Source organism: Nonomuraea sp. NPDC049378 (assembly GCF_055586745.1).
This window is the reverse complement of the sequence record NZ_JBVJHP010000005.1, coordinates 309,162-328,342: the sequence shown is the minus strand read 5'-3', so window position 1 is coordinate 328,342 and position 19,181 is coordinate 309,162. Positions and strand designations below refer to the sequence as shown.

Here is a 19,181-nt window from a genome sequence, read left to right as displayed (position 1 = left end):
TCCGGCGTCGCGCTGTCCCTACCCACGGTGCGCCGCCCTCTCTCCCGATCCGGCGGTGCGAACGTCATGGGCGTGCCACGTGTCGGCGGGGCTGCCCCGATCCCGCCGCCCTCCGGTGCAGACTGGCCCGATGGGGGTGCGGGTCCGGGTCGAGGGTGTGGTCCAGGGGGTGGGGTTCCGCCCGTTCGTGCACGGGCTCGCCACCCGGCTGGGTCTGGCGGGCCGGGTCGGCAACGACGCCCGCGGCGTCTTCGTCGAGCTGGACGGCGAGCACGACCGGATCGCCGAGTTCCTGACGCGGCTCGAACGCGACGCGCCCCCGCTGGCCGCGATCGAGAGCGTGACCGTCACCCCGAGCGGCCGGGCGGCCGCCGGGGGTGGCGGCCGGTTCCTGATCGTGGCGAGCGAGCGCTCGGGAACGCCGCGCACGCTGGTCTCGCCCGACATCGCGACGTGCGCCGACTGCCTGGCGGAGCTGGCCGACCCCGCCGACCGGCGCTACCGCTACCCCTTCGTCAACTGCGTCAACTGCGGGCCACGGCTGACGATCACCCGGGCCCTGCCGTACGACCGGCCGCTGACGACCATGGCGGGCTTCGCCATGTGCGACGCCTGCCTGGCCGAATACCACGACCCGGCCGACCGGCGCTTCCACGCCCAGCCCGTCTGCTGCCCGGCCTGCGGCCCGGCGCTCAGGCTGGTGGACGCGCGGGGCAGGCCGCAGGCCGGCGGCGACCTGCCGGGCGCCGCCGGAGTGCTGCGCGGAGGCGGGGTGCTGGCGGTGAAGGGCCTCGGCGGCTACCACCTGGCGGTCGTGGCCTCCGACGAGCGGGCCGCCGCGGAGCTGCGGCGGCGCAAGCGGCGGGCGGACAAGCCGTTCGCCGTCATGGTGGCCGACCTGGCGCAGGCCCGGCGGCTGTGCGAGGTGGACGCGGTGGCGCAGGAGCTCCTGACCGGCCGCGAGCGCCCCATCGTGCTGCTGCCCCGCCGCACGGACGTCTCCGGGGCCGTGGCGGGCGCGGTCGCCCCCGGGCAGCGCCACCTCGGGCTGATGCTGCCCTACACGCCGCTGCACCACCTGCTGCTCGCGGAGACGGGCGCGCCCATCGTGCTGACGAGCGCGAACCTCGCCGGCGAGCCGATCGAGTACGACGACCGCGCCGCCCTCGACCGGCTCGGCGGCATGGCGGACGCGTTCCTGACCCATGACCGGCCCATCCACCTGCGGGCCGACGACTCGGTCGCCCGGGTGGTCAGGGGCAGGGGCACGCTGGTGCGGCGCTCGCGCGGCCACGCCCCGGCCCCGTTCACGCTGGCGTGGGAGGCGCCCCGGCCGGTCCTCGGCTGCGGCGCGGCGCTGAAGAACACGTTCTGCCTGGTGAGGGGGCGGCACGCGGTCGTCTCCCCGCACCTCGGCGACCTGGAGGGCTACGAGACGCTGCGGGCGTACGAGGCGGGGATCGAGCATTTCTCCGCCCTGCTCGGGGTGCGTCCCGAAGTGGCCGCGCACGACCTCCATCCGGACTACCCGTCCACCCGGTACGCGCTGGGCCTGCCGGACGCCGAACCGGTCCCGGTGCAGCACCACCACGCGCACATCGCCTCGTGCCTGGCCGACAACGGCGAGCACGGCCGGGTGATCGGCGTCGCGTTCGACGGCCTCGGCCACGGCGCCGACGGGACGTTGTGGGGCGGCGAGTTCCTCCTGGCCGACCTGGTCTCCTTCGAGCGGGCCGGGCATCTGGCGCCCGTTCCCATGCCGGGCGGCGCGATGGCGGTCAGGCAGCCGTGGCGGATGGCCGCCGCCTACCTGGCGGGCCTGGACGTCGCGGCGGACGCGGCCGTGGCGCGCCGCGCGGGGGACCGGTGGAGGGCCCAGTGGGAGAGCGTGACCGCGCTGGCCCTGCGCGGCGGGGCGGCGGCGCCGCTGACCTCGAGCGCCGGGCGCCTGTTCGACGCCGTGGCGGCGCTGGCCGGCGTGCGCGACACGATCACGTACGAGGGGCAGGCCGCGATCGAGCTGGAGCAGCTCGCCGACCCCGCGGAACGCGGCGCCTACCCGGCGGGCATCGCGCGGCACGACGGGGTGCTCGTGGTCGCCGGCGCGGACCTGGTGCGGGCGGCGCTGGAGGACCTGACCGGGGGCGCCGGCCCGCCCGTCGTGTCCGCCCGCTTCCACAACGGCGTCCGCGAGCTCATCGTGCGCTGCTGCACGGCGCTGCGCGAGGAGACGGGGCTGACGACGGTGGCGCTGTCCGGTGGCGTCTTCCAGAACGTGCTGCTGGCGGAGCGCACGGTGGAGCGGCTGGAGCAGGCCGGGTTCAGGGTGCTCACCCATGCGGGCGTTCCGGCCGGCGACGGCGGCATCAGCCTCGGCCAGGCAGCCGTCGCCGCCGCCCGCGACCTCTTCCGGTAGCCGGGCGCGTTCGCCTCCGTGCAGGTCAGCGAGGTTTCGGCCGGCTTCGGGGGCGGTATGTCCGCTACGTAGAGCTACAGTCCGGGCACATCACGACACCGGACCGGAATCTCTGCATCCGGCCACGAAGGGGGCTTGGGCCATGACGACCACGCAGACGCCAACAGGTCTGGACGAGCTTCACATCCTGTGGACCTCGGAGGGGATGAGCTGCGACGGCGACACCGTCTCCGTCACCGCGGCGTCGCTGCCGAGCCTGGAGGACGTGCTGCTGGGGCTCGTGCCGGGGCTGCCCAAGGTGCACCTGCACAACAAGGTCCTGGCGACCGAGGTGGGCGACGCCTTCATGGCCGCCTTCCACCAGGCCCATCAGGACGAGCTCGGCCCGTTCATCCTCGTGGTCGAGGGATCGATCCCCAACGAGAAGATCAACGGCGACGGCTACTGGACGTCGATGGGCAACGACCCGGCCACCGGCGAGCCCATCACGGTGAACGAGTGGATCGACCGGCTGGCTCCCAAGGCCTGGGCGGTCGTCGCCATCGGCACCTGCGCCACGTACGGCGGCATCCACGCCATGGCCGGCAACCCGACCGGCTGCATGGGGCTGGCCGACTACCTCGGCAAGGACTTCCGCTCGGCCGGCGGCCTGCCCATCGTCAACGTGCCCGGCTGTCCCGTGCAGCCGGACAACTTCATGGAGACCCTGACCTGGCTGCTCTACCAGGCGGCGGGGATGGCCCCCACCATCCCGCTCGACGAGATGCTCCGTCCCACCTGGTTGTTCGGCAAGACCGTGCACGAGGGCTGCGACAGGGGCGGCTACTACGAGCAGGGCGACTTCGCCCACGACTACAACTCCCCCAAGTGCCTGGTGCGCGTCGGCTGCTGGGGCCCGGTGGTCAACTGCAACGTCACCAAGCGCGGCTGGATGGACGGCGTAGGCGGCTGCCCCAACGTGGGCGGCATCTGCATCGCCTGCACCATGCCCGGCTTCCCCGACAAGTTCATGCCGTTCATGGACGAACCCCCCGGCGGATCGGTGTCGGCCGCGGTCAGCGGCGCGTACGGCTCACTGATCCGCAAGATGCGGTCGATCACGAACAACACGGCCAACAAGGAACCGAAGTGGCGTCACAACCGCCGCAGGCTGACGAGCGGGTACGACCCGCGCTGGGGAAACGGCTAAAGGGAGAGTGGCGAGGTGACAACCCGTACGGCGGGCGCCAAGCAGCAAGCGGGCGAGGCCCGCGAGCTGGTGGAGATGTCCTGGGACCCGATCACGAGGATCATCGGCAACCTGGGCATCTACACCAAGATCGACTTCAAGAACCGCGAGGTCGTCGAGTGCAAGAGCACCTCGTCGCTGTTCCGCGGCTACAGCGTGTTCATGAAGGGCAAGGACCCGCGCGACGCGCACTTCATCACGAGCCGGATCTGCGGCATCTGCGGTGACAACCATGCGGTCTGCTCGATCTACGCCCAGAACATGGCGTACGGGGTCAAACCCCCGCCACTGGCCGAATGGATCATCAATCTGGGTGAAGCGGCCGAATACATGTTCGACCACACCCTCTTCCAGGACAACCTGGTCTTCGTCGACTACTGCGAGCAGATGGTCAAGGAGACCAACCCCAGCCTGCTGCGGCGGGCCGAGACCGCCGAGGCGCCGAACGCCGGGGTGCACGGTTTCCGGACGATCGCCGACGTCATGCGCGCGTTCAACCCGTTCAGCGGTTCCGTCTACAAGGAGGCGCTGCAGGTCAGCAGGGTGACCAGGGAGATGTGCTGCCTGATGGAGGGCCGGCACGTGCACCCGTCGACGCTCTACCCGGGCGGCGTGGGCACCGTGGCGACGCCCCAGGTGTTCACCGACTACCTGGTGCGGCTGCTGCGGGTGCTCGACTTCGTGAAGAAGGCCGTCCCGATGAACGACGACCTGTTCGACTTCTTCTACGAGGCGCTGCCCGGCTACGAGGAGGTCGGCCGCCGGCGGGTGATGCTCGGCTGCTGGGGCGCCTTCCAGGACCCGTCCGTGGTCGACTACGACTACCGGACCATGAACGCGTGGGGCAGGAAGATGTTCGTCACGCCGGGCATCGTCCTGGACGACGAGTTGCTGACCACCAACCTGGTGGACATCAACCTCGGCATCCGGATCCTGCTGGGCAGCTCCTACTACGACGACTGGCAGTCCGAGGAGACGTTCGTCACCCACGACCCGCTCGGCAACCCGGTGGACCAGCGCCACCCGTGGAACCAGACGACCCTGCCCAAGCCGCAGAAACGCGACCTGGAGCACGGCAACTACAGCTGGGTGATGAGCCCGCGCTGGTACGACCAGCGCACCGGCGACCACCTGGCGCTCGACACCGGCGGCGGCCCGCTGGCGCGGCTGTGGTCGACGGCGCTCGCGGGCCTGGTCGACACCGGCACGGTGCGCGCCACGGGCCGGAGCGTCGAGATCAACCTGCCCAAGAGCGGCTCCCTGCCGGAGATGCGGCTGGAGTGGAAGGTGCCGCGCTGGGCCAACACCATCGAGCGCAACCGGGCCCGCGCGTACTTCGTCGCGTACGCGGCGGCGATGGCGGTGCACTTCCTCGACCAGGCGCTGGGAGAGGTGCGGGCCGGCCGCACGCAGGTGTTCACCGACTTCGACGTGCCGGACGACGCGATCGGCTGCGGCTTCCACGAGGCGGTGCGGGGCGTGCTGTCGCACCACATGGTGATCCGCGACGGCAAGATCGCCAACTACCATCCGTACCCGCCGACGCCGTGGAACGCCAGCCCGCGCGACATGTACGGCACGCCGGGGCCGTACGAGGACGCGGTGCAGGGGTTGCCGATCTTCGAGGAGAACGGGCCCGAGAACTTCAAGGGCATCGACATCATGCGTACGGTGCGCAGCTTCGACCCCTGCCTGCCGTGCGGCGTGCACATGTACCTGGGTGGCGGCAAGGAGCTCAAACAGGTGCACTCGCCCACCTTCGGCGCGAGTCTCTCCGGTTAGGGGCGGGGGATGGACGATCGCATCGCGCGGATCGAGGTCATGCTCGACGAGGCCGGCCCCGACGCGGTCGAGCTCGTCAAGGAGCTGCTCGACCTGTACGGCGAGGGCCTGGCCCGTGTCATGGCGGTCCTGGAGGAGGAGCAGGCGGCGCGGCTGGCCGCCGACGAGTCGGTGGCGCCGCTCCTGCTGCTGCACGACCTGCATCCGGTGGACGTGCGGGCCCGCGTGGAGGCGGCGATCGGCGGCTCGGCCGAGGTGCTCGCCGTCGAGGACGACCTGGTACGGCTGCGCGTGCGGCCCGCCGGCTGCCGCTCCTCCTCCGAGGCCGCGACGTCGGCCCTGCGGGAGGCGGTACGCGCCGCCGCCCCGGAGATCGAGCACGTCGACATCGAGGTCGAACGCGGGGAGACGCCGCTGATCCCGGTCGAGAGCCTGGCCGTGCGCTCCGGCCCGCGGGCGCCGTGACCGGCCTGCTGCGCCGGCTCGCCGCGCAGGCGCAGCAGGCCCGCGAGCGGGAGCCGTCCCGTCAGGCGGAGGCGTGCGCGTTGTGCGGCGAGGCGCTGCCGGACGTGCACCGCCACCTGCTGGAGCTGCCGTCCCGCGAGCTGCGCTGCGCGTGCCGGGCCTGCCAGGTGTTGTTCGACCACGTGGCGGCCGGTGGCGGGCACCTCGTCCTGGTGCCGGACCAACGCCGGCGGCTGAGCGGCTTCGTCCTTCCCGAGCCGGTTTGGGCGCGGCTGGGCGCCCCGGTGCGCATGGTGTGCCTGGTGCGCGACTCGGACTCCGGAGGGATCGTGCAGTTCTACCCGAGCCCTGCGGGGGCGGTGCGGGCGCCCGCCGACCCGGCGGCCTGGGACCTGCTGGTGCGGGACAACCCGGTGCTCGCGCAGCTGCGCCAGGACGTGGAAGCCCTGCTCGTCGACCGCGACCGCGGCGCGTGGATCGTGCCGCTGGACGACTGTTACGCGCTCGTCGGGACGATCCGGGCCCGCTGGCGCGGGCTGACCGGCGGCCAGGACGTGCGCACGCACCTCGCCAGATTCTTCACCGACCTCGACGACCGGTCCGTCACCGTACCGGCCACCGACACCAGGAGCCCAGCGTGAGCAAGAAACACCCGATCAGGACAGGCCGCCCGGACGTGCATCCCGACGCCTCCGCACACGTGAAGGGCGTCAAGGAGGGCAACAGCCGCGGCAACTACGACAAGCAGGACGGCCACCTGCCCGACGGCCGCTCCACGGCCCGGCGCTCGACCGGCATCAGCCCCCGCAAACACGATCCCGTCGACCCCGACATGCCCAACCTGTCGCCCGCCTGATCACGATGCCACCGACAGCACCGGCCGTGCGGATCGAGGTCCAGGGCGTCGAGCCGGCCGCTCCTGCCGCCGCGCCCGCCCTGGACTTCCGGCTGCGCGTGCACGCCGACGCGCCGGTCCGCGCGCTCACGCTGGCCACGCAGCTGCGCATCGACGCCGACGCGCGCGACTACGACGAGGACGCGCGACGGCGGCTCGAAGGGCTGTTCGGCCCGCCCGAGACGTGGGGGCGCAACGTGTCCAGCCTGCTGTGGGCCCGGACCGTCACCCACGTGCCCGCCTTCACCGGCAGCACGCCGGCGACGCTCACCGTCCCGTGCACCTACGACTTCGACGTGGCCGCGGCCACCTACCTGCACGGCCTGCCCGGCGGGGAGGTGCCGCTGCGGTTCCTGTTCACCGGCACCGTCTTCTACCTCGACGGCGGCCGCCTGCAGGCGGCCTGCCTGCCGTGGGACACCGAGGCGGGCCACCGCATGCCGGTGCGGGCGTGGAAGGAGCTCATGGACCGCCACTTCCCGCGCACGGCCTGGATCCGGCTGGAGCGCGACACGTTCGACCGCCTGTACGCGCACCGGGTGCGGCACACCCTGCTCGGATGGGACGACACGGTCAGGTCACTGTTGGAAACGAGCGGAGGCTGACCGCGCATGGACCCGCAGACGGATCAGGTACGGCAGATCGCCCAGGCCGTGCTGTACGAGGGCTACCTGCTGTGGCCGTACCGCGAGTCGTCGCTGAAGAACCGGCACCGCTGGACGATCGGCGGCGTGCACCCGGAGGCGTACGGCCGGGCCCACGAGGGCAACCGCTGGCTGATGCGTACGGAATGCCTCGTCGAAGCGGAGCCCGGCGACGCCGTCGACGTGTGCGTGCGGTTCCTGCACGTCGTCACCCGCGAGCCGGTCGCCGGCGGCCCCGGCCGCCGGCCCGGCGAGGAGGCGCGGGAGCGCGAGCTGACCATGCCCGGCCTCGTCGTGGACGAGCTGGCGCAGGGCCCGGCCGTCACGGCCATCGACCTGCCCGCCGGACGCCGGATCGAGCCGCTGCACGCGCTCGACGGCGCCACGGACCGAGCGGCGGCGCCGCCGGGCGAGCCGGTCGAGCCGCCGACCGAGCCGCCGACCGAGCCGCCGACCGGGCCGCCGACCGGGCCCCCGACCGGGCTGTCCCCCGGGGCGGGCGGGCCGGCGGGCGCGGTGGTGCGCAGCTGGGAGCCGCTGCGCGGCCGGATCGAGGCGAGCGCGCGGCGGCTGGGACCCGGCCTGTTCGCGATCGCCGTGGAGGTGGTCAACACCACGCCCTGGGGTCCGGGCACCCGCGCCGACGCGCTGCGCCGCACGCTGGTCTCCGCGCACACCGTGCTGCACGCGCCGCGCGCCCGGTTCGTCTCACTCACGGATCCGCCGCCGGAGCTGCGCGAACACGCCGAGGCGTGCCGCAACGAGGGCGCCTGGCCGGTGCTCGTGGGCCCGCACGGCGACCGGCACACCGTCCTGGCCTCGCCGATCATCCTGTACGACCACCCGGAGATCGCGCCCGAGAGCCCCGGCGACCTCTTCGACAACACCGAGATCGACCAGCTGCTCACGCTGAGCGTGCTCGCGCTCAGCGACCAGGAGCGGCAGGAGATCCGTGACGGCGACCCGCGCGCCCGCGCGATCCTCGACCGCTGCACCGCGCTCGCTCCCGAGGACCTGATGCGCCTGCACGGTCTCATGCGCAGGACGGAGCCACAGGCATGAACGACTTCTGGACGCGGATGGCCGGGCGCGGCCCCGGCGAGGTGATCGTGGACGGGACGGCGGTCGGCCCCGGCAGCCTGGTCCGGCTGCGGCCGAGAAGCCGGACCGACGTCTTCGACCTCGTCCTCGACGGCCGGGTGGCGGTCGTGGAGAGCGTCGAGCAGGACGACGAGGGCGCCCTGCACGTCGCGGTCACGCTCGCCGACGATCCCGGACGCGACCTGGGCGAGGCCAGGATGCCCGGGCACCGGTTCTTCTACTCCGCGGAGGAGATCGAGCCGATGGGCGAGCACCAGGAGCGGCCGGGCGGCGCCCGGATCCTGGTCGCCGGCATCGGCAACGTCTTCCTCGGGGACGACGGCTTCGGCGTCGAGGTGGCCCGCCACCTGGCCGAAGGGCCCGCCGTCCCCGGCGCGGACGTCGTCGACTTCGGCATCCGCGGCATGGACCTGGCCTACGCGCTCCAGCGCGCGTACACGGGCGTGATCTTCGTGGACGCGGCGCCACGCGGCCACGCGCCCGGCACGCTCACCGTGCTCGAACCCGACCTGCCGGGCGACGGTGAGGTGTCCTCGGGAGGGCCCCTGGAAGGACCTCTGGAAGGACACGGCATGGACCCGGTCAGCGTCCTGCGGCTGGCCAGGCGGATGGGACACCTGCCCGCCCTGGTGCGGGTCGTCTGCTGCGAGCCGGTCACCGCCGACGAGGCGCTGTTCGAGCTCAGCGAGCCGGTACGCGCCATGGTCGGGACGGCGGCCGACCTCGTGAAGTCCCTGGTTATGGAAATGATTGCGGAAAACGCCGGGCCTGGTTCCCGGGCTCCGCACCCACAGTGAGGTGATGTGAGATGTGGAAGAAGCGCGTGGTGAAGCTGGTCGCGCTCTGCGGGCTGGTGGCGATCGTCGTCCACCAATGGCCGGAGATCCACCGGTACATGAAGATCAAGCGAATGTAGGACGGCATGCACGAGATCGGGATGTGCGAGGGCCTGGTCGAGCTGATCGAGCAGCGGGCGGCGGGCAGGCCGGTCACGGCCGCACGGGTACGGGTCGGCGCCCGCCACGCCGTCGTGGACGACGCCTTCGGGCAGGCCTTCACGCTGGCCGCGGCCGGCACCGCCGTCCAGGACGCCGTGGTGGAGCTGGTCATCACGCCGATGACGGTGGTCTGCCGCGCGTGCGGCGGCCGCTCCGAGTCGGCCGACCCGCTGGCGGCCTGCCCGCTCTGCGGCGACGGGAGCGTCGACCTCAGCGGCGGCGACGAGCTGGTCCTGGAGTCGGTCACCTTCGGCGAGGAGGCGGCCGATGTGCCTCGGCATCCCCGGTGAGCTGGTCGAGTTCGCCCAGGAGCACGAGGACCTGGCCGTCGTCGACGTGAGCGGCGTGCGCCGGCGCGTCAACGTCGGCCTCCTCGCCGACGAGGGGCTGCGGCCCGGCGACTGGGTGCTCGTGCACGTCGGGTTCGCGCTGTCGAAGATCTCCGAGCGGGAGGCGCAGGCGGTGTTCGACTACCTCCAGGGGCTCGGGCAGCCGTACGCGGACGAGCTCGACGCGCTGCGCGGCTCGGACATCACGTGAGGCGTGTGAGCCGGAAGGACCGGAGGGGGACCGATGCGGTTCGTCGATGAGTACCGCGACGCGGGCCGGGCGCGGGCGCTGGCCGAGCGGATCGCCGAGAGCTGCCGGCCGGGGCGCCGGTACACGTTCATGGAGGTGTGCGGCGGCCACACCCACACCATCTACAAGCACGGCCTGGAGGACCACCTGCCGTCCGAGGTGAACCTCGTGCACGGCCCCGGCTGCCCGGTCTGCGTGATCCCGATGGGCCGGGTGGACGACGCCATCCACATCGCCCGGCAGCCCGACGTGATCATGACGTCGTTCGGCGACATGACGCGCGTGCCGGGCGGATCGGGGTCGTTCCTGGACGCCAAGGCGGCGGGGGCCGACATCCGGATGGTGTACTCGCCGCTGGACGCGCTGAAGATCGCGCGGGCCAACCCCGACCGGCGGGTCGTGTTCATGGCCATCGGCTTCGAGACCACCGCGCCCTCCACCGCGATGACCGTGCTGCGGGCCGCGGCCGAGGGTCTGGGCAACTTCTCCGTCTTCTGCAACCACGTCATGATCATCCCGGCGATCAAGGCCATCCTCGACTCGCCCGACCTGCGCCTCGACGGGTTCATCGGCCCCGGCCACGTCTCGGCGGTGATCGGCTGCCGGCCGTACGAGTTCATCGCCCGCGACTACCGCAAGCCGCTGGTGGTGGCCGGCTTCGAACCGCTCGACATCCTCACCTCGGTGCACATGCTGCTCGGGCAGCTCGCCGAGGACCGCTGCGAGGTGGAGAACCAGTACGCCCGCGTGGTGCCCTGGGACGGCAACCGCATCGCGCTGTCGGCCATGGGCCAGGTGATGCGGCTGCGGCCGCACTTCGAGTGGCGCGGGCTCGGCTTCATCGCCCACTCCGCCCTCGCCATGGCCGACGAGTACGCCGCCTTCGACGCCGAACGGGTCTTCGACCTGCCCGGCCTCCGCGTCGCCGACCCCAGGTCGTGCCAGTGCGGCGAAGTGCTCAAGGGCGTGCTCAAGCCGTGGGAGTGCAAAGTGTTCGGCACCGCCTGCACCCCGGAGACGCCCATCGGGACGTGCATGGTCTCCTCCGAGGGCGCGTGTGCCGCGTACTACAACTTCGGGCGGTTCAGCCGCGAGCAGATCAGCGCGGCGGCGCGCGAGCCGAGGGAGGCGAGCCGGCCGTGACCCGCGAGCAGCAGGTGCTCGACCGCATCGAGCGGATGCGGCGGCGCAAGCCCGTCGTCAGGGAGGAGCGCATCACGCTCGCCCACGGCGCCGGAGGCAAGGCCACCCAGACCCTGATCGAGGCCGTCTTCCTGGAGGCGTTCCGCAACCCGATGCTCGCCCCGCTGGACGACGGCGCGCTCGTGCGGCTCGGCGACGGTCCCGTGGCCTTCACCACGGACTCGTACGTGGTCTCGCCGCTGTTCTTCCCCGGCGGGGACATCGGCGACCTGGCCGTCAACGGCACCGTGAACGATCTGGCCATGTGCGGGGCCCGCCCGGTCCACCTGTCGGCGGGCTTCATCCTGGAAGAGGGCTTCCCCGTAGCCGACCTGCGGCGCATCACCGCCTCGATGGCGGCGGCCGCGGCGGAGGCGCAGGTGACGATCGTCACCGGTGACACCAAGGTCGTCCAGCGCGGCAAGGCCGACGGCTGCTACGTCACCACGGCCGGGGTCGGCGTCGTCGAGCAGCCGGTCACGCTGTCGGCCTCGGGCGCGCGGCCGGGGGACGCGGTCATCGTGTCGGGCCCGATCGGCGCTCACGGAGCCGCCATCATGCTGGCCAGGGACGACTTCGGCATCGAGGCGGCGATCACGTCCGACACCGCGCCGCTGCACGGCATCGTCGCCGCGTTGCTCGAGGCGCTGCCGCGGCACGTCAGAACCCTGCGGGACGCCACCCGGGGCGGGGTCGCCACCGTGCTCAACGAGGTGGCCCGCGCGTCCGAGGTGGCCGTGGTGCTGCAGGAGAACCAGGTCCCCGTGCACCCGGAGGTGACCGGGGTGTGCGAGCTGCTCGGCCTCGATCCCCTCTACGTCGCCTGCGAGGGCCGCTTCGTGGCCGTGGTCGACGGCGAGCACGCGGGGGAGGCCCTCGACACGCTGCGCGCCCACCCGCTGGGCGCCGAGGCCGCGATCGTCGGGACGGTCGCCGCCGACCCGCCGGGACTGGTGCTGCTGCGCACCGCCTTCGGCGGCACCCGGGTGGTCGACGTTCTGGTGGGCGATCCGCTACCGCGCATCTGCTGAGACCAGCTCGGCCAGCACGTGGTAGAGCGTCGCCTGCGCCTCCTGGATCCGGTGCACCGACGACGACGGGATGACGAACAGGTGCTCGGCCAGCCGTTCCTCGGCCATGCGCCCGCCTCCCGAGCCGGCGAAGCCGACGGTCGTCATGCCCTGGCTCCTGGCCTGGGCCAGGCCGCGCAGCACGTTCGCCGAGCCGCCGCTGGTCGACAGCGCGCAGGCGATGTCGCCGGGACCGCCGAGCGCGGCGAGCTGGCGGGCGAACACCACGTCGAACCCGACGTCGTTGCCGAGCGCCGTCACGAGCGCCGTGTCGCCGGTCAGCGACACCGCCGGCAGGCCGTGGGCGGTGCAGAGGTCGGCCACCGACTGCGCGTCCGTGCTGCTGCCGCCGTTGCCGAAGGCGAACAGCCGCCCGCCGGCGCGGAACGCGGCCGCCAGCTCCGCCGCGGCCACCGCCAGCGGCGTCGACAGCTCGTCGAGGACCCGGCGCCGCAGCTCCAGGCTCTCGCGGGCCTTCTCCTCGGTGGACGCCCGCACGTCCAGCGGGTCGCGCCGCAGGAACGGGTACATCGTCTCGGTCATGCGCCTGCCCTTTCCACCACGGCGATCGCCTCGCCCGCGTGCACCAGCACGGTGTCGCCGACGCGCGCCTCGACCAGCGCCACGCTGATCTCCTCCGTACCCGCGTCCGCCTCTGTGCCCGCGCCGCCTGTACCCGTACCTGTGCTGCCCGTGCCCGTGCCTGTGCCCGTGCCTGCGCCCGTGCCGACCAGCGCCAGCCCGCCGGGCAGCAGGCCGGCGACGCGTACGCGCACGGCGACGTCGCCGCACGTCACGCACGAGTCGCAGAACGGTGCCGCCCCTTCGTCGCCACCGCCGGTCACGTGCCCTCCTCCGACTCCAGGAACACGTGCGCCAGCTCCCACAGCAGGTGGTACACCGTGATGTGGATCTCCCGCACGATCAGCGGATCATCGCTGTGCGCGGCCAGCACGTGCTCGGCCGCGACACCCGCCGGCGCGCCCGCCGCTGTGGCAGGCGTGTCGCGGGTCGCGTTCGCGACCAGGGCGACGGTCAGCATGTCCAGCTCGAGAGCGGCGGCGAAGTCGCCCGCGGCCGGGAGCACGCCCACGGCGATGTCACCCGGCCGCCCCAGCACCGGCAGCAGGCCGGGCTCGCCGCCCAGGCAGTGCGCGGGAAGCGCGGGCTTGCCGACGATCACCGGGTGGCTGAACTCCACCGCCACGTGCGCCGCGTCGGCCGCCGCCGCGCCCCGGCCGAAGGTCAGCAGCCTGCTCCCCCGCCGGAACCGCCCGGCCATGGCGGCCGCGGCCTCGACGACGGCGCCGGCGTCGGCCACCAGCGCCAGACCGGCGGACTCCCGGCCGGCGCGGATCCGATCGAGCACTCCGGCCATCCCGCCACCCCGCCTTCCCCCCGCGTACCACGACACCGCCCATTCCACCGTGGTCCCGCGCGGCCGGCGCGGCGTTTCCCGCCAGGGGTCCGGCAAGGTCCCGGCAAGTTTCTCCACTTGGTCCCGCCTGCTGGGCCGCCGCCGAGGGCCCGTACGACTGTGTGCCCGCGACGTGGGTAGCTCTCCTGCCGCCGCCCGCGTGGCGGCGGCAGACGTGATCCCCCACCGAGAGGACGTCATGTTCCCGGTCATCCTCGCCCGGATCCGGATGCCGATGATCATCATCGGCCTGCTCCTGGCGATCGGCGAGTTCGTCCACCACGTCCCCCTGCTCAGCGTGGCGGGCGTGATCCTGTTCCTGGCCGGCTTCGCCTCGATGTTCCTGCCCGCGGGCTCCGTCGAACGCGCGCCGATCCCGGTCGCCAGCCCCGTGCGGGGACGCTGGCTGGCGGTCAACAGCCCGGCCGACAAGGTGCCCAGCCACGGCCTGCACGCCTACGGCCAGACGTACGCGGTGGACCTGGTGAACTGGCCGGACGAGGACACCGAGTGGAAGGCCGTGGTGCGCGCGCCGTTGATGAGCCGCCCCGAGACGTTCCCCGGCTTCGGCCGCCCGATCTACGCGCCCGCCGCCGGCACCGTCGTCGCCGCCAGGGACTTCTGGCGCGACCACCTGAGCCGCAACTCCTGGCCCGCGCTGGCCTACACCATGGCCGAGGGAGTCGTACGCGAGCTGGCCGGCCCGGGCGGCGTGCTCGGCAACCACGTGGTCCTCGACCTCGGCGACGGCGTGTACGCCGCGTTCGCCCACCTCAAGCGCGGCTCGGTCCAGGTCCGCAAGGGTGAGCGGGTCGAGGCCGGGCAGCTGATCGGGCAGTGCGGCAACTCGGGCAACTCCAGCGAGCCGCATCTGCACTTCCAGCTCATGGACAACGCGCACCCGTCCATCGCGGCCGGGCTCCCGTTCACCTTCGAGGAGACCCTTCCTGACGGCACCACCCGCCGGCGCGTCCCGAGCAAGCGGCAGCCCTTGCTGTCACCGGCGCGCTGACCGGCACGCGCGCGGAGTCTGCACCCCGTAATACGTCAGAGCTACGCCGGAGGTGCACCCCGCAGCGGGACGCCGGCTAGCCGCGGTGATCCATACCTTCGAGGCCCGAGTACGTCTCCGGCACGGAAGGATCACCGCCCATGGCGACCCGCCGGCGAGGCAGCCTGCGCCGCGTCCTGCTCACCGCGCTCGTCACCGCCTCGGTGGCGGGACCGATCAGCGGCGTGACCCGCCCAGGCGCGGTTCCGGCGCCCGCCCCCGCCTTCGTGGCCCCGCTGGCCGCCGCGACCCCGTCCGAGCTCGCCCGGCGGTACGCGTCCGCCCGCGCGGAGATCCTGGCCGCCGAACGGACGGCCGCCCGGCACGGCCACCGGTGGCGGGCCGCCCGGCTACGGGAGATGGCCGATCCCGCGCGGCGGTTCCTGGCCTTCGACGGCCGGGACGGCGGCAGGACCGTGGAGGTTCTCGGCGACCTGGCCGCCGCCGAGCGGATCGCCGTGATGGTCCCGGGCGCCGGCGTCGACCTGGACAAGTACGGGATGTTGCGCGGCGGCTCGCTGCGCCTCCATGACGCGCTCGGCGACCGGTCGGCCGTGGTCGCCTGGCTCGGCTACCCCACGCCGAGCAGCGTGAGCCTCCAGGCGGTGACCCCGCACCGCGCCGCCGAGGCCGCTCCCCGCCTGCGCGCCTTCGTACGGGAGCTGCGCGCGGCCAGGCCGGACGCCCGGATCACGCTCCTGTGCCACTCCTACGGCTCCGCGGTGTGCGGCCTGGCCGCGCCGGGGCTGGACGTCGCCGGCATCGTCCTGTCCGGCAGCCCAGGCGCGGGCGTGCCCGACGCCGCCGCGATGCGTACCCCGGCCACGGTGTGGGCGGGGCGCACGGCCGGAGACTGGGTCGCGGGCGTGCCGCATGTGTCGGTCGCGTTACCGTTCGTCACGGTGGGGCTCGGCGCCGACCCGGTCTCGCCCCGGTTCGGCGCCCGGATCTTCGCGGCGGGCGGGGGCGGGCACAGCGACTACCTGGCATCCGGATCGAAGGCGCTGGAGAGCATCGCGCGGATCGTGTCCGGGCCGGCCGGCGCCGATGCGTGACCTCACCGCACGGACCGCGTCCGCGCGACCCGCACGGATGCGTGACCTCGCCACGCGGATCGACGCCGCGACCCCGGCCGGCCGCGACCGCGCCCTCGACGCCCTGCGCGCCCTGGCCATCCTCGGCGTGGTGGCCGGGCACTGGATGGTGACCGCGCTGGTCGTGGAGAGCGGGACCGTGCGGGTCGCCAGCCCGCTGCGGCACATGCCGCAGCTCGCGCCGCTGTCGTGGGTGTTCCAGACTCTGGCGGTCTTCTTCCTGGTGGGCGGGCTGGTGGGGACGCGGTCCCACGTCCGTGCCCGTGCGGAGGGCATGCCGTACGGGCGGTGGCTCGCCGGGCGGGTGGCCCGGCTGTTCCGGCCTGCGGTGGTCGTGCTGGCGGTGTGGGCGGTGGTGGCCCTGGTGATGCTGGCCGGCGGGGCGCGGCTGGAGAGCGTGCAGGCGCTGGTCAAGCTCGTGCTGTCGCCGATGTGGTTCCTGCTGGTGTTCGCGGCGCTGACCGCGGCGACCCCGCTGGTGTCGAGGCTGCACCCGGCCTGGCCGTTCGCCGTGGTCGCGGGCGCCGACCTGGTCAGGTTCGGCGGTCTCGCGGAGGAACCGCCGGCCGGGCTCGTGGGCGGCTCGCTGTGGTGGGTCAGCGTGGCGGCCGGGTGGCTGGTGCCGTACTGCATCGGGGCGGCCCGGGCCCGTGACCGCCTGAAAGGGCGCGCGACCGGGTGGGCGCTGCTGCTCGGCGGCGGGGCCGCCGCCGTCGCGCTCGTCGGCTGGGGCGGCTACCCCGCCACCATGGTCGGCGTGCCGGGTGCGCCGCGGTCCAACCTCGACCCGCCCTCGCTGGCGGCCGTCACCTTCGGGATCGCCCAGAGCGGCGCGGCCCTGCTGCTGCTCGGCCCGCTGCGGCGGCTGCTGCGCCGCCCCGCCGCCTGGGCCGCGGTGGCGCTGGCGAACCTGGCGGCGATGACGATCTTCCTGTGGCACCAGACCGCGATGATCGCGGTCGCCTCGGTCGCCCTGCTCGCCGCGGGCACGACGCCGTGGACCGGGCTGCACACCGTCCCCGACGGGCCGGACTGGGTGCTCGCCCGGGTGGCCTGGCTTCCGGCGTTCGCGGTGGCGCTGCTGGTGTGCTGCGCGGCGTTCCGCCGACACGAGCGGGCACGATCGCCCGCCGGACCGGTTGCGGAGCGCCCGCATGCTGGATCATCCTGACCGGGGGCGGGTTGAGGGCAGAGAGGGCGTGGACGAGGTGGGCAGGCTACGACGAGCCCTCGGCGCCGTACGCGCGGACCTGTGGACGACCCGCTCCGACCCCCTTCCCCGCATGTCGCGCCCGCGCGGGTTGTCCCGCCTCCCGCACGTCCTCGTCATCCTCTACGCGCTGGTCATGGGCCTGTTCCCCGAAGGGGAGGGCATCGACCCGACGGTTCCGCTGCTCGCCATGATCCACGCGGCGGCCCTCGTGCTGGCGATGTCCCGCCCGCTGCCCGCCTGGTGGGCGTCGATCGCCGTCATGGTCATCGGGGCGCGTACGGGAATGACCTACCTTCCGTGGACCGAGAGTTTCCCCTGGATGATCACCTCGCACGAGCTGGCCCTCGTCAGGCCCGTGATCCACGACGCGGTGGCGTACCCGTGGACGGGCTCCGGCATCGCGCTGCAGGCCGGTGTGATGTTCCTGCTGGCACTGCGGGTGCGCCCCCGCGTCGCGGCCCAGGCGCTGGCGATCACCACGCTGGCGGTCGCGCTCTGCGTCGTGTTCCTGCCCTTGAGCAACGGGAGCGGCGGAGTGCTGGTGGCCCCGGTGGTCGACGCGACCGCGGTCGCGGTCGGGGCGGGGGTGCGCGCGCTCAGGACCACCCGTACCCGTCTGGAGGCGCAGGAGGAGCTGACGGCCGAGGAGCGGGCCCGCCGCACGCTGCTGGAGGAGCGCAGCAGGATCGCCCGCGAGCTGCACGACGTGGTCGCGCACCACATGGCGGTGATCTCCATCCAGGCGCAGGTGGCGCCGCACCTGGTGACGAACCCGTCCGACGAGCTGAAGGAGAACCTCGCGGGCATCCGCGAGAACGCCGTGGAGGCGCTGACCGAGCTCCGCCGGGTCCTCGGCGTCCTGCGCGCGCAGGACCCGCCCGGGGAGGCGCCGCAGCCCACGCTCGACCGGCTCGACGAGTTGTTCGCGAACGTGCGCGGCGCGGGTGTGGCCCTCACCACCGAGATCGCGGGCACGCCGCGCCCGCTGTCGCCCGGGGTGGAGCTGTCGGCGTTCAGGATCGTGCAGGAGGCGCTCAGCAACGCCATGCGGCACGCGCCGGACACGCCCGTGACGGTCCGGCTCTCCTACCGGCCCGACGCCCTCGGCCTCAGGGTCGTCAACGCCGCGCCCGGCGCGCCGGTCCCGTCCTCGCCCGGGGCGGGTCACGGGCTGCTGGGGATGCGCGAGCGCGCGGCCATGCTGGGCGGCGACCTCGTCGCGGGGCCCACGCCGGACGGCGGCTACGAGGTCAGCGTGTTCCTGCCGGTCGGCACGGAGAAGGACACGGGTGAAGACGCGGAGAAAGGCATCGAGGCCACCCCATGACCAGCATCCGCGTGCTCATAGCCGACGACCAGGTGATGGTCCGTCAGGGTTTCACCGTGCTGCTCAACGCCGAGCCCGGCATCGAGGTCGTCGGCCAGGCCGTCAACGGCCTCGACGCCGTCGCGAAGGTCGCCGAGCTGGAGCCCGACGTGGTGCTCATGGACGTGCGGATGCCCGAGCTGGGCGGCATCGAGGCGACCCGCCGCATCGCCGGGCAGCCGGACGCGACCGCGAAGGTCCTGGTCCTGACCACCTTCGACCTGGACGACTACGTCTACGAGGCGCTGCGGGCGGGTGCCTCCGGCTTCCTGCTCAAGGAGGCGTCGGCGGCCGACCTGGCCCACGCGGTGCGGGTGGTCGCGGCCGGGGACGCCCTGCTCGCGCCGAACGTCACCAAACGCCTGATCGCCGAGTTCTCCCGGGTGAGCGGCGCGCCGCGCGCCCCGCTGAAGGAGCGCGTGGGCGACCTGACGGAACGCGAGACCGAGGTGTTGTCGCTGATCGCCCAGGGCCTGTCGAACGCGGAGATCGCCGCGGGCCTGGTCGTCTCCGAGCAGACCGTCAAGACCCATGTGAGCAGGATCCTGGTCAAGCTCGGGCTGCGTGACCGCACCCAGGCGGCCGTCTACGCGTACGAGACGGGGCTGGTGCGCCCGTCGGGTTACTAGGCGCGCCTACCGTGCGCTGACAGCGAACCCCGTCCGCTGTCGGTGAACCCG

General features: G+C 73.4%; 22 protein-coding genes. 19 read left to right on the top strand and 3 right to left on the bottom strand.

Annotated elements, in window-relative coordinates; translation table 11 throughout:
- Positions 1 to 130: 130 nt before the first annotated feature.
- The 14 genes from hypF to hypE all read left to right on the top strand — a co-directional run bounded on the left by hypF (position 131) and on the right by hypE (position 12,321).
- On the top strand, positions 131 to 2,416 hold the full coding sequence (gene hypF, locus ACZ6SA_RS13635) for a carbamoyltransferase HypF (protein WP_465828095.1): 2,286 nt from the start codon (positions 131 to 133) through the stop codon (positions 2,414 to 2,416).
- Between the two features lie 142 nt (positions 2,417 to 2,558).
- Positions 2,559 to 3,605: an NADH-quinone oxidoreductase subunit B family protein gene (locus ACZ6SA_RS13630; RefSeq protein WP_347647384.1), complete on the top strand. Its 1,047-nt coding sequence runs from the start codon at positions 2,559 to 2,561 to the stop codon at positions 3,603 to 3,605.
- Between the two features lie 15 nt (positions 3,606 to 3,620).
- Positions 3,621 to 5,426, top strand: a complete 1,806-nt coding sequence (locus ACZ6SA_RS13625; RefSeq protein WP_347647383.1) for a nickel-dependent hydrogenase large subunit — start codon at positions 3,621 to 3,623, stop codon at positions 5,424 to 5,426.
- 9 nt (positions 5,427 to 5,435) lie between these two features.
- Positions 5,436 to 5,891 (top strand): hypothetical protein, encoded by a 456-nt coding sequence (locus ACZ6SA_RS13620; protein ID WP_347647382.1) that lies wholly within the window; start codon positions 5,436 to 5,438, stop codon positions 5,889 to 5,891.
- The gene (locus ACZ6SA_RS13615; RefSeq protein WP_347647381.1) at positions 5,888 to 6,532 is read left to right on the top strand and encodes a DUF5947 family protein; all 645 of its coding nucleotides are present in this window, start codon (positions 5,888 to 5,890) and stop codon (positions 6,530 to 6,532) included. The genes ACZ6SA_RS13620 and ACZ6SA_RS13615 overlap by 4 nt, the downstream gene beginning before the upstream one ends.
- Entirely contained in the window at positions 6,529 to 6,747 is a 219-nt protein-coding gene (locus tag ACZ6SA_RS13610; RefSeq protein ID WP_347647380.1) for a hypothetical protein, read from the top strand. The genes ACZ6SA_RS13615 and ACZ6SA_RS13610 overlap by 4 nt, the downstream gene beginning before the upstream one ends.
- Positions 6,748 to 6,752: 5 nt before the next feature.
- Positions 6,753 to 7,391 carry a DUF6084 family protein gene (locus ACZ6SA_RS13605; protein ID WP_347647379.1) on the top strand — a complete coding sequence of 213 codons (639 nt, stop codon included), beginning with the start codon at positions 6,753 to 6,755 and terminating at the stop codon, positions 7,389 to 7,391.
- Positions 7,392 to 7,397: 6 nt separating this feature from the next.
- The gene (locus ACZ6SA_RS13600; RefSeq protein ID WP_465828092.1) at positions 7,398 to 8,492 is read left to right on the top strand and encodes a hypothetical protein; all 1,095 of its coding nucleotides are present in this window, start codon (positions 7,398 to 7,400) and stop codon (positions 8,490 to 8,492) included.
- Complete coding sequence (locus tag ACZ6SA_RS13595) at positions 8,489 to 9,328, top strand: hydrogenase maturation protease (RefSeq protein WP_347647377.1); 840 nt, start codon at positions 8,489 to 8,491, stop codon at positions 9,326 to 9,328. The genes ACZ6SA_RS13600 and ACZ6SA_RS13595 overlap by 4 nt, the downstream gene beginning before the upstream one ends.
- A gap of 11 nt (positions 9,329 to 9,339) precedes the next feature.
- Entirely contained in the window at positions 9,340 to 9,447 is a 108-nt protein-coding gene (locus ACZ6SA_RS13590) for a DUF6893 family small protein (RefSeq protein ID WP_443155022.1), read from the top strand.
- Between the two features lie 6 nt (positions 9,448 to 9,453).
- Positions 9,454 to 9,819 (top strand): hydrogenase maturation nickel metallochaperone HypA/HybF, encoded by a 366-nt coding sequence (locus ACZ6SA_RS13585; protein ID WP_347647376.1) that lies wholly within the window; start codon positions 9,454 to 9,456, stop codon positions 9,817 to 9,819.
- Positions 9,797 to 10,069 (top strand): HypC/HybG/HupF family hydrogenase formation chaperone, encoded by a 273-nt coding sequence (locus ACZ6SA_RS13580; RefSeq protein ID WP_347647375.1) that lies wholly within the window; start codon positions 9,797 to 9,799, stop codon positions 10,067 to 10,069. Before ACZ6SA_RS13585 ends, ACZ6SA_RS13580 begins: the two co-directional genes overlap by 23 nt.
- A gap of 33 nt (positions 10,070 to 10,102) precedes the next feature.
- Positions 10,103 to 11,251 (top strand): hydrogenase formation protein HypD, encoded by a 1,149-nt coding sequence (hypD, locus tag ACZ6SA_RS13575; RefSeq protein WP_347647374.1) that lies wholly within the window; start codon positions 10,103 to 10,105, stop codon positions 11,249 to 11,251.
- Complete coding sequence (gene hypE / locus ACZ6SA_RS13570) at positions 11,248 to 12,321, top strand: hydrogenase expression/formation protein HypE (protein ID WP_347647373.1); 1,074 nt, start codon at positions 11,248 to 11,250, stop codon at positions 12,319 to 12,321. The genes hypD and hypE overlap by 4 nt, the downstream gene beginning before the upstream one ends.
- Here the strand turns inward: hypE and ACZ6SA_RS13565 are convergent.
- Genes ACZ6SA_RS13565 through ACZ6SA_RS13555 form a run of 3 tightly spaced genes read right to left on the bottom strand, consistent with a single transcriptional unit; the run spans position 12,304 to position 13,738 of the window.
- Positions 12,304 to 12,903 carry a D-sedoheptulose-7-phosphate isomerase gene (locus ACZ6SA_RS13565; RefSeq protein ID WP_443155025.1) on the bottom strand — a complete coding sequence of 200 codons (600 nt, stop codon included), beginning with the start codon at positions 12,901 to 12,903 and terminating at the stop codon, positions 12,304 to 12,306. The genes hypE and ACZ6SA_RS13565 overlap by 18 nt on opposite strands.
- A complete protein-coding gene (locus tag ACZ6SA_RS13560) occupies positions 12,900 to 13,205 on the bottom strand; it encodes a HypC/HybG/HupF family hydrogenase formation chaperone (protein WP_465828090.1) in 306 nt (101 codons plus the stop codon). The genes ACZ6SA_RS13565 and ACZ6SA_RS13560 overlap by 4 nt, the downstream gene beginning before the upstream one ends.
- Positions 13,202 to 13,738 (bottom strand): phosphoheptose isomerase, encoded by a 537-nt coding sequence (locus ACZ6SA_RS13555; RefSeq protein WP_347647370.1) that lies wholly within the window; start codon positions 13,736 to 13,738, stop codon positions 13,202 to 13,204. Before ACZ6SA_RS13555 ends, ACZ6SA_RS13560 begins: the two co-directional genes overlap by 4 nt.
- Positions 13,739 to 13,976: 238 nt before the next feature.
- On the opposite strand from ACZ6SA_RS13555, the gene ACZ6SA_RS13550 reads away from it, so the two are divergent.
- From ACZ6SA_RS13550 to ACZ6SA_RS13530, 5 genes are all read left to right on the top strand, one after another.
- Positions 13,977 to 14,789, top strand: a complete 813-nt coding sequence (locus ACZ6SA_RS13550) for a M23 family metallopeptidase (protein ID WP_347647369.1) — start codon at positions 13,977 to 13,979, stop codon at positions 14,787 to 14,789.
- Between the two features lie 140 nt (positions 14,790 to 14,929).
- A complete protein-coding gene (locus tag ACZ6SA_RS13545) occupies positions 14,930 to 15,883 on the top strand; it encodes an alpha/beta hydrolase (protein ID WP_347647368.1) in 954 nt (317 codons plus the stop codon).
- Positions 15,884 to 15,920: 37 nt separating this feature from the next.
- Positions 15,921 to 17,093 (top strand): acyltransferase family protein, encoded by a 1,173-nt coding sequence (locus tag ACZ6SA_RS13540; RefSeq protein ID WP_465828088.1) that lies wholly within the window; start codon positions 15,921 to 15,923, stop codon positions 17,091 to 17,093.
- Positions 17,077 to 18,462, top strand: coding sequence for a sensor histidine kinase (locus tag ACZ6SA_RS13535; RefSeq protein WP_347647366.1), 1,386 nt, complete (start codon positions 17,077 to 17,079; stop codon positions 18,460 to 18,462). The genes ACZ6SA_RS13540 and ACZ6SA_RS13535 overlap by 17 nt, the downstream gene beginning before the upstream one ends.
- A complete protein-coding gene (locus ACZ6SA_RS13530; protein ID WP_347647365.1) occupies positions 18,459 to 19,130 on the top strand; it encodes a response regulator transcription factor in 672 nt (223 codons plus the stop codon). The genes ACZ6SA_RS13535 and ACZ6SA_RS13530 overlap by 4 nt, the downstream gene beginning before the upstream one ends.
- The last annotated feature ends 51 nt before the right edge of the window (positions 19,131 to 19,181 follow it).

What these genes read in the sequence shown, in the direction of transcription:
- hypF (WP_465828095.1), top strand. Translation starts at nt 131, where the DNA reads ATGGGGGTGCGGGTCCGGGTCGAGGGTGTGGTCCAGGGGGTGGGGTTC.
- ACZ6SA_RS13630 (WP_347647384.1), top strand. Translation starts at nt 2,559, where the DNA reads ATGACGACCACGCAGACGCCAACAGGTCTGGACGAGCTTCACATCCTG.
- ACZ6SA_RS13620 (WP_347647382.1), top strand. Translation starts at nt 5,436, where the DNA reads ATGGACGATCGCATCGCGCGGATCGAGGTCATGCTCGACGAGGCCGGC.
- ACZ6SA_RS13605 (WP_347647379.1), top strand. Translation starts at nt 6,753, where the DNA reads ATGCCACCGACAGCACCGGCCGTGCGGATCGAGGTCCAGGGCGTCGAG.
- ACZ6SA_RS13600 (WP_465828092.1), top strand. Translation starts at nt 7,398, where the DNA reads ATGGACCCGCAGACGGATCAGGTACGGCAGATCGCCCAGGCCGTGCTG.
- ACZ6SA_RS13595 (WP_347647377.1), top strand. Translation starts at nt 8,489, where the DNA reads ATGAACGACTTCTGGACGCGGATGGCCGGGCGCGGCCCCGGCGAGGTG.
- ACZ6SA_RS13590 (WP_443155022.1), top strand. Translation starts at nt 9,340, where the DNA reads ATGTGGAAGAAGCGCGTGGTGAAGCTGGTCGCGCTCTGCGGGCTGGTG.
- ACZ6SA_RS13585 (WP_347647376.1), top strand. Translation starts at nt 9,454, where the DNA reads ATGCACGAGATCGGGATGTGCGAGGGCCTGGTCGAGCTGATCGAGCAG.
- ACZ6SA_RS13580 (WP_347647375.1), top strand. Translation starts at nt 9,797, where the DNA reads ATGTGCCTCGGCATCCCCGGTGAGCTGGTCGAGTTCGCCCAGGAGCAC.
- hypD (WP_347647374.1), top strand. Translation starts at nt 10,103, where the DNA reads ATGCGGTTCGTCGATGAGTACCGCGACGCGGGCCGGGCGCGGGCGCTG.
- ACZ6SA_RS13565 (WP_443155025.1), bottom strand. Translation starts at nt 12,903, where the DNA reads ATGACCGAGACGATGTACCCGTTCCTGCGGCGCGACCCGCTGGACGTG.
- ACZ6SA_RS13555 (WP_347647370.1), bottom strand. Translation starts at nt 13,738, where the DNA reads ATGGCCGGAGTGCTCGATCGGATCCGCGCCGGCCGGGAGTCCGCCGGT.
- ACZ6SA_RS13550 (WP_347647369.1), top strand. Translation starts at nt 13,977, where the DNA reads ATGTTCCCGGTCATCCTCGCCCGGATCCGGATGCCGATGATCATCATC.
- ACZ6SA_RS13545 (WP_347647368.1), top strand. Translation starts at nt 14,930, where the DNA reads ATGGCGACCCGCCGGCGAGGCAGCCTGCGCCGCGTCCTGCTCACCGCG.
- ACZ6SA_RS13540 (WP_465828088.1), top strand. Translation starts at nt 15,921, where the DNA reads ATGCGTGACCTCGCCACGCGGATCGACGCCGCGACCCCGGCCGGCCGC.
- ACZ6SA_RS13535 (WP_347647366.1), top strand. Translation starts at nt 17,077, where the DNA reads ATGCTGGATCATCCTGACCGGGGGCGGGTTGAGGGCAGAGAGGGCGTG.
- ACZ6SA_RS13530 (WP_347647365.1), top strand. Translation starts at nt 18,459, where the DNA reads ATGACCAGCATCCGCGTGCTCATAGCCGACGACCAGGTGATGGTCCGT.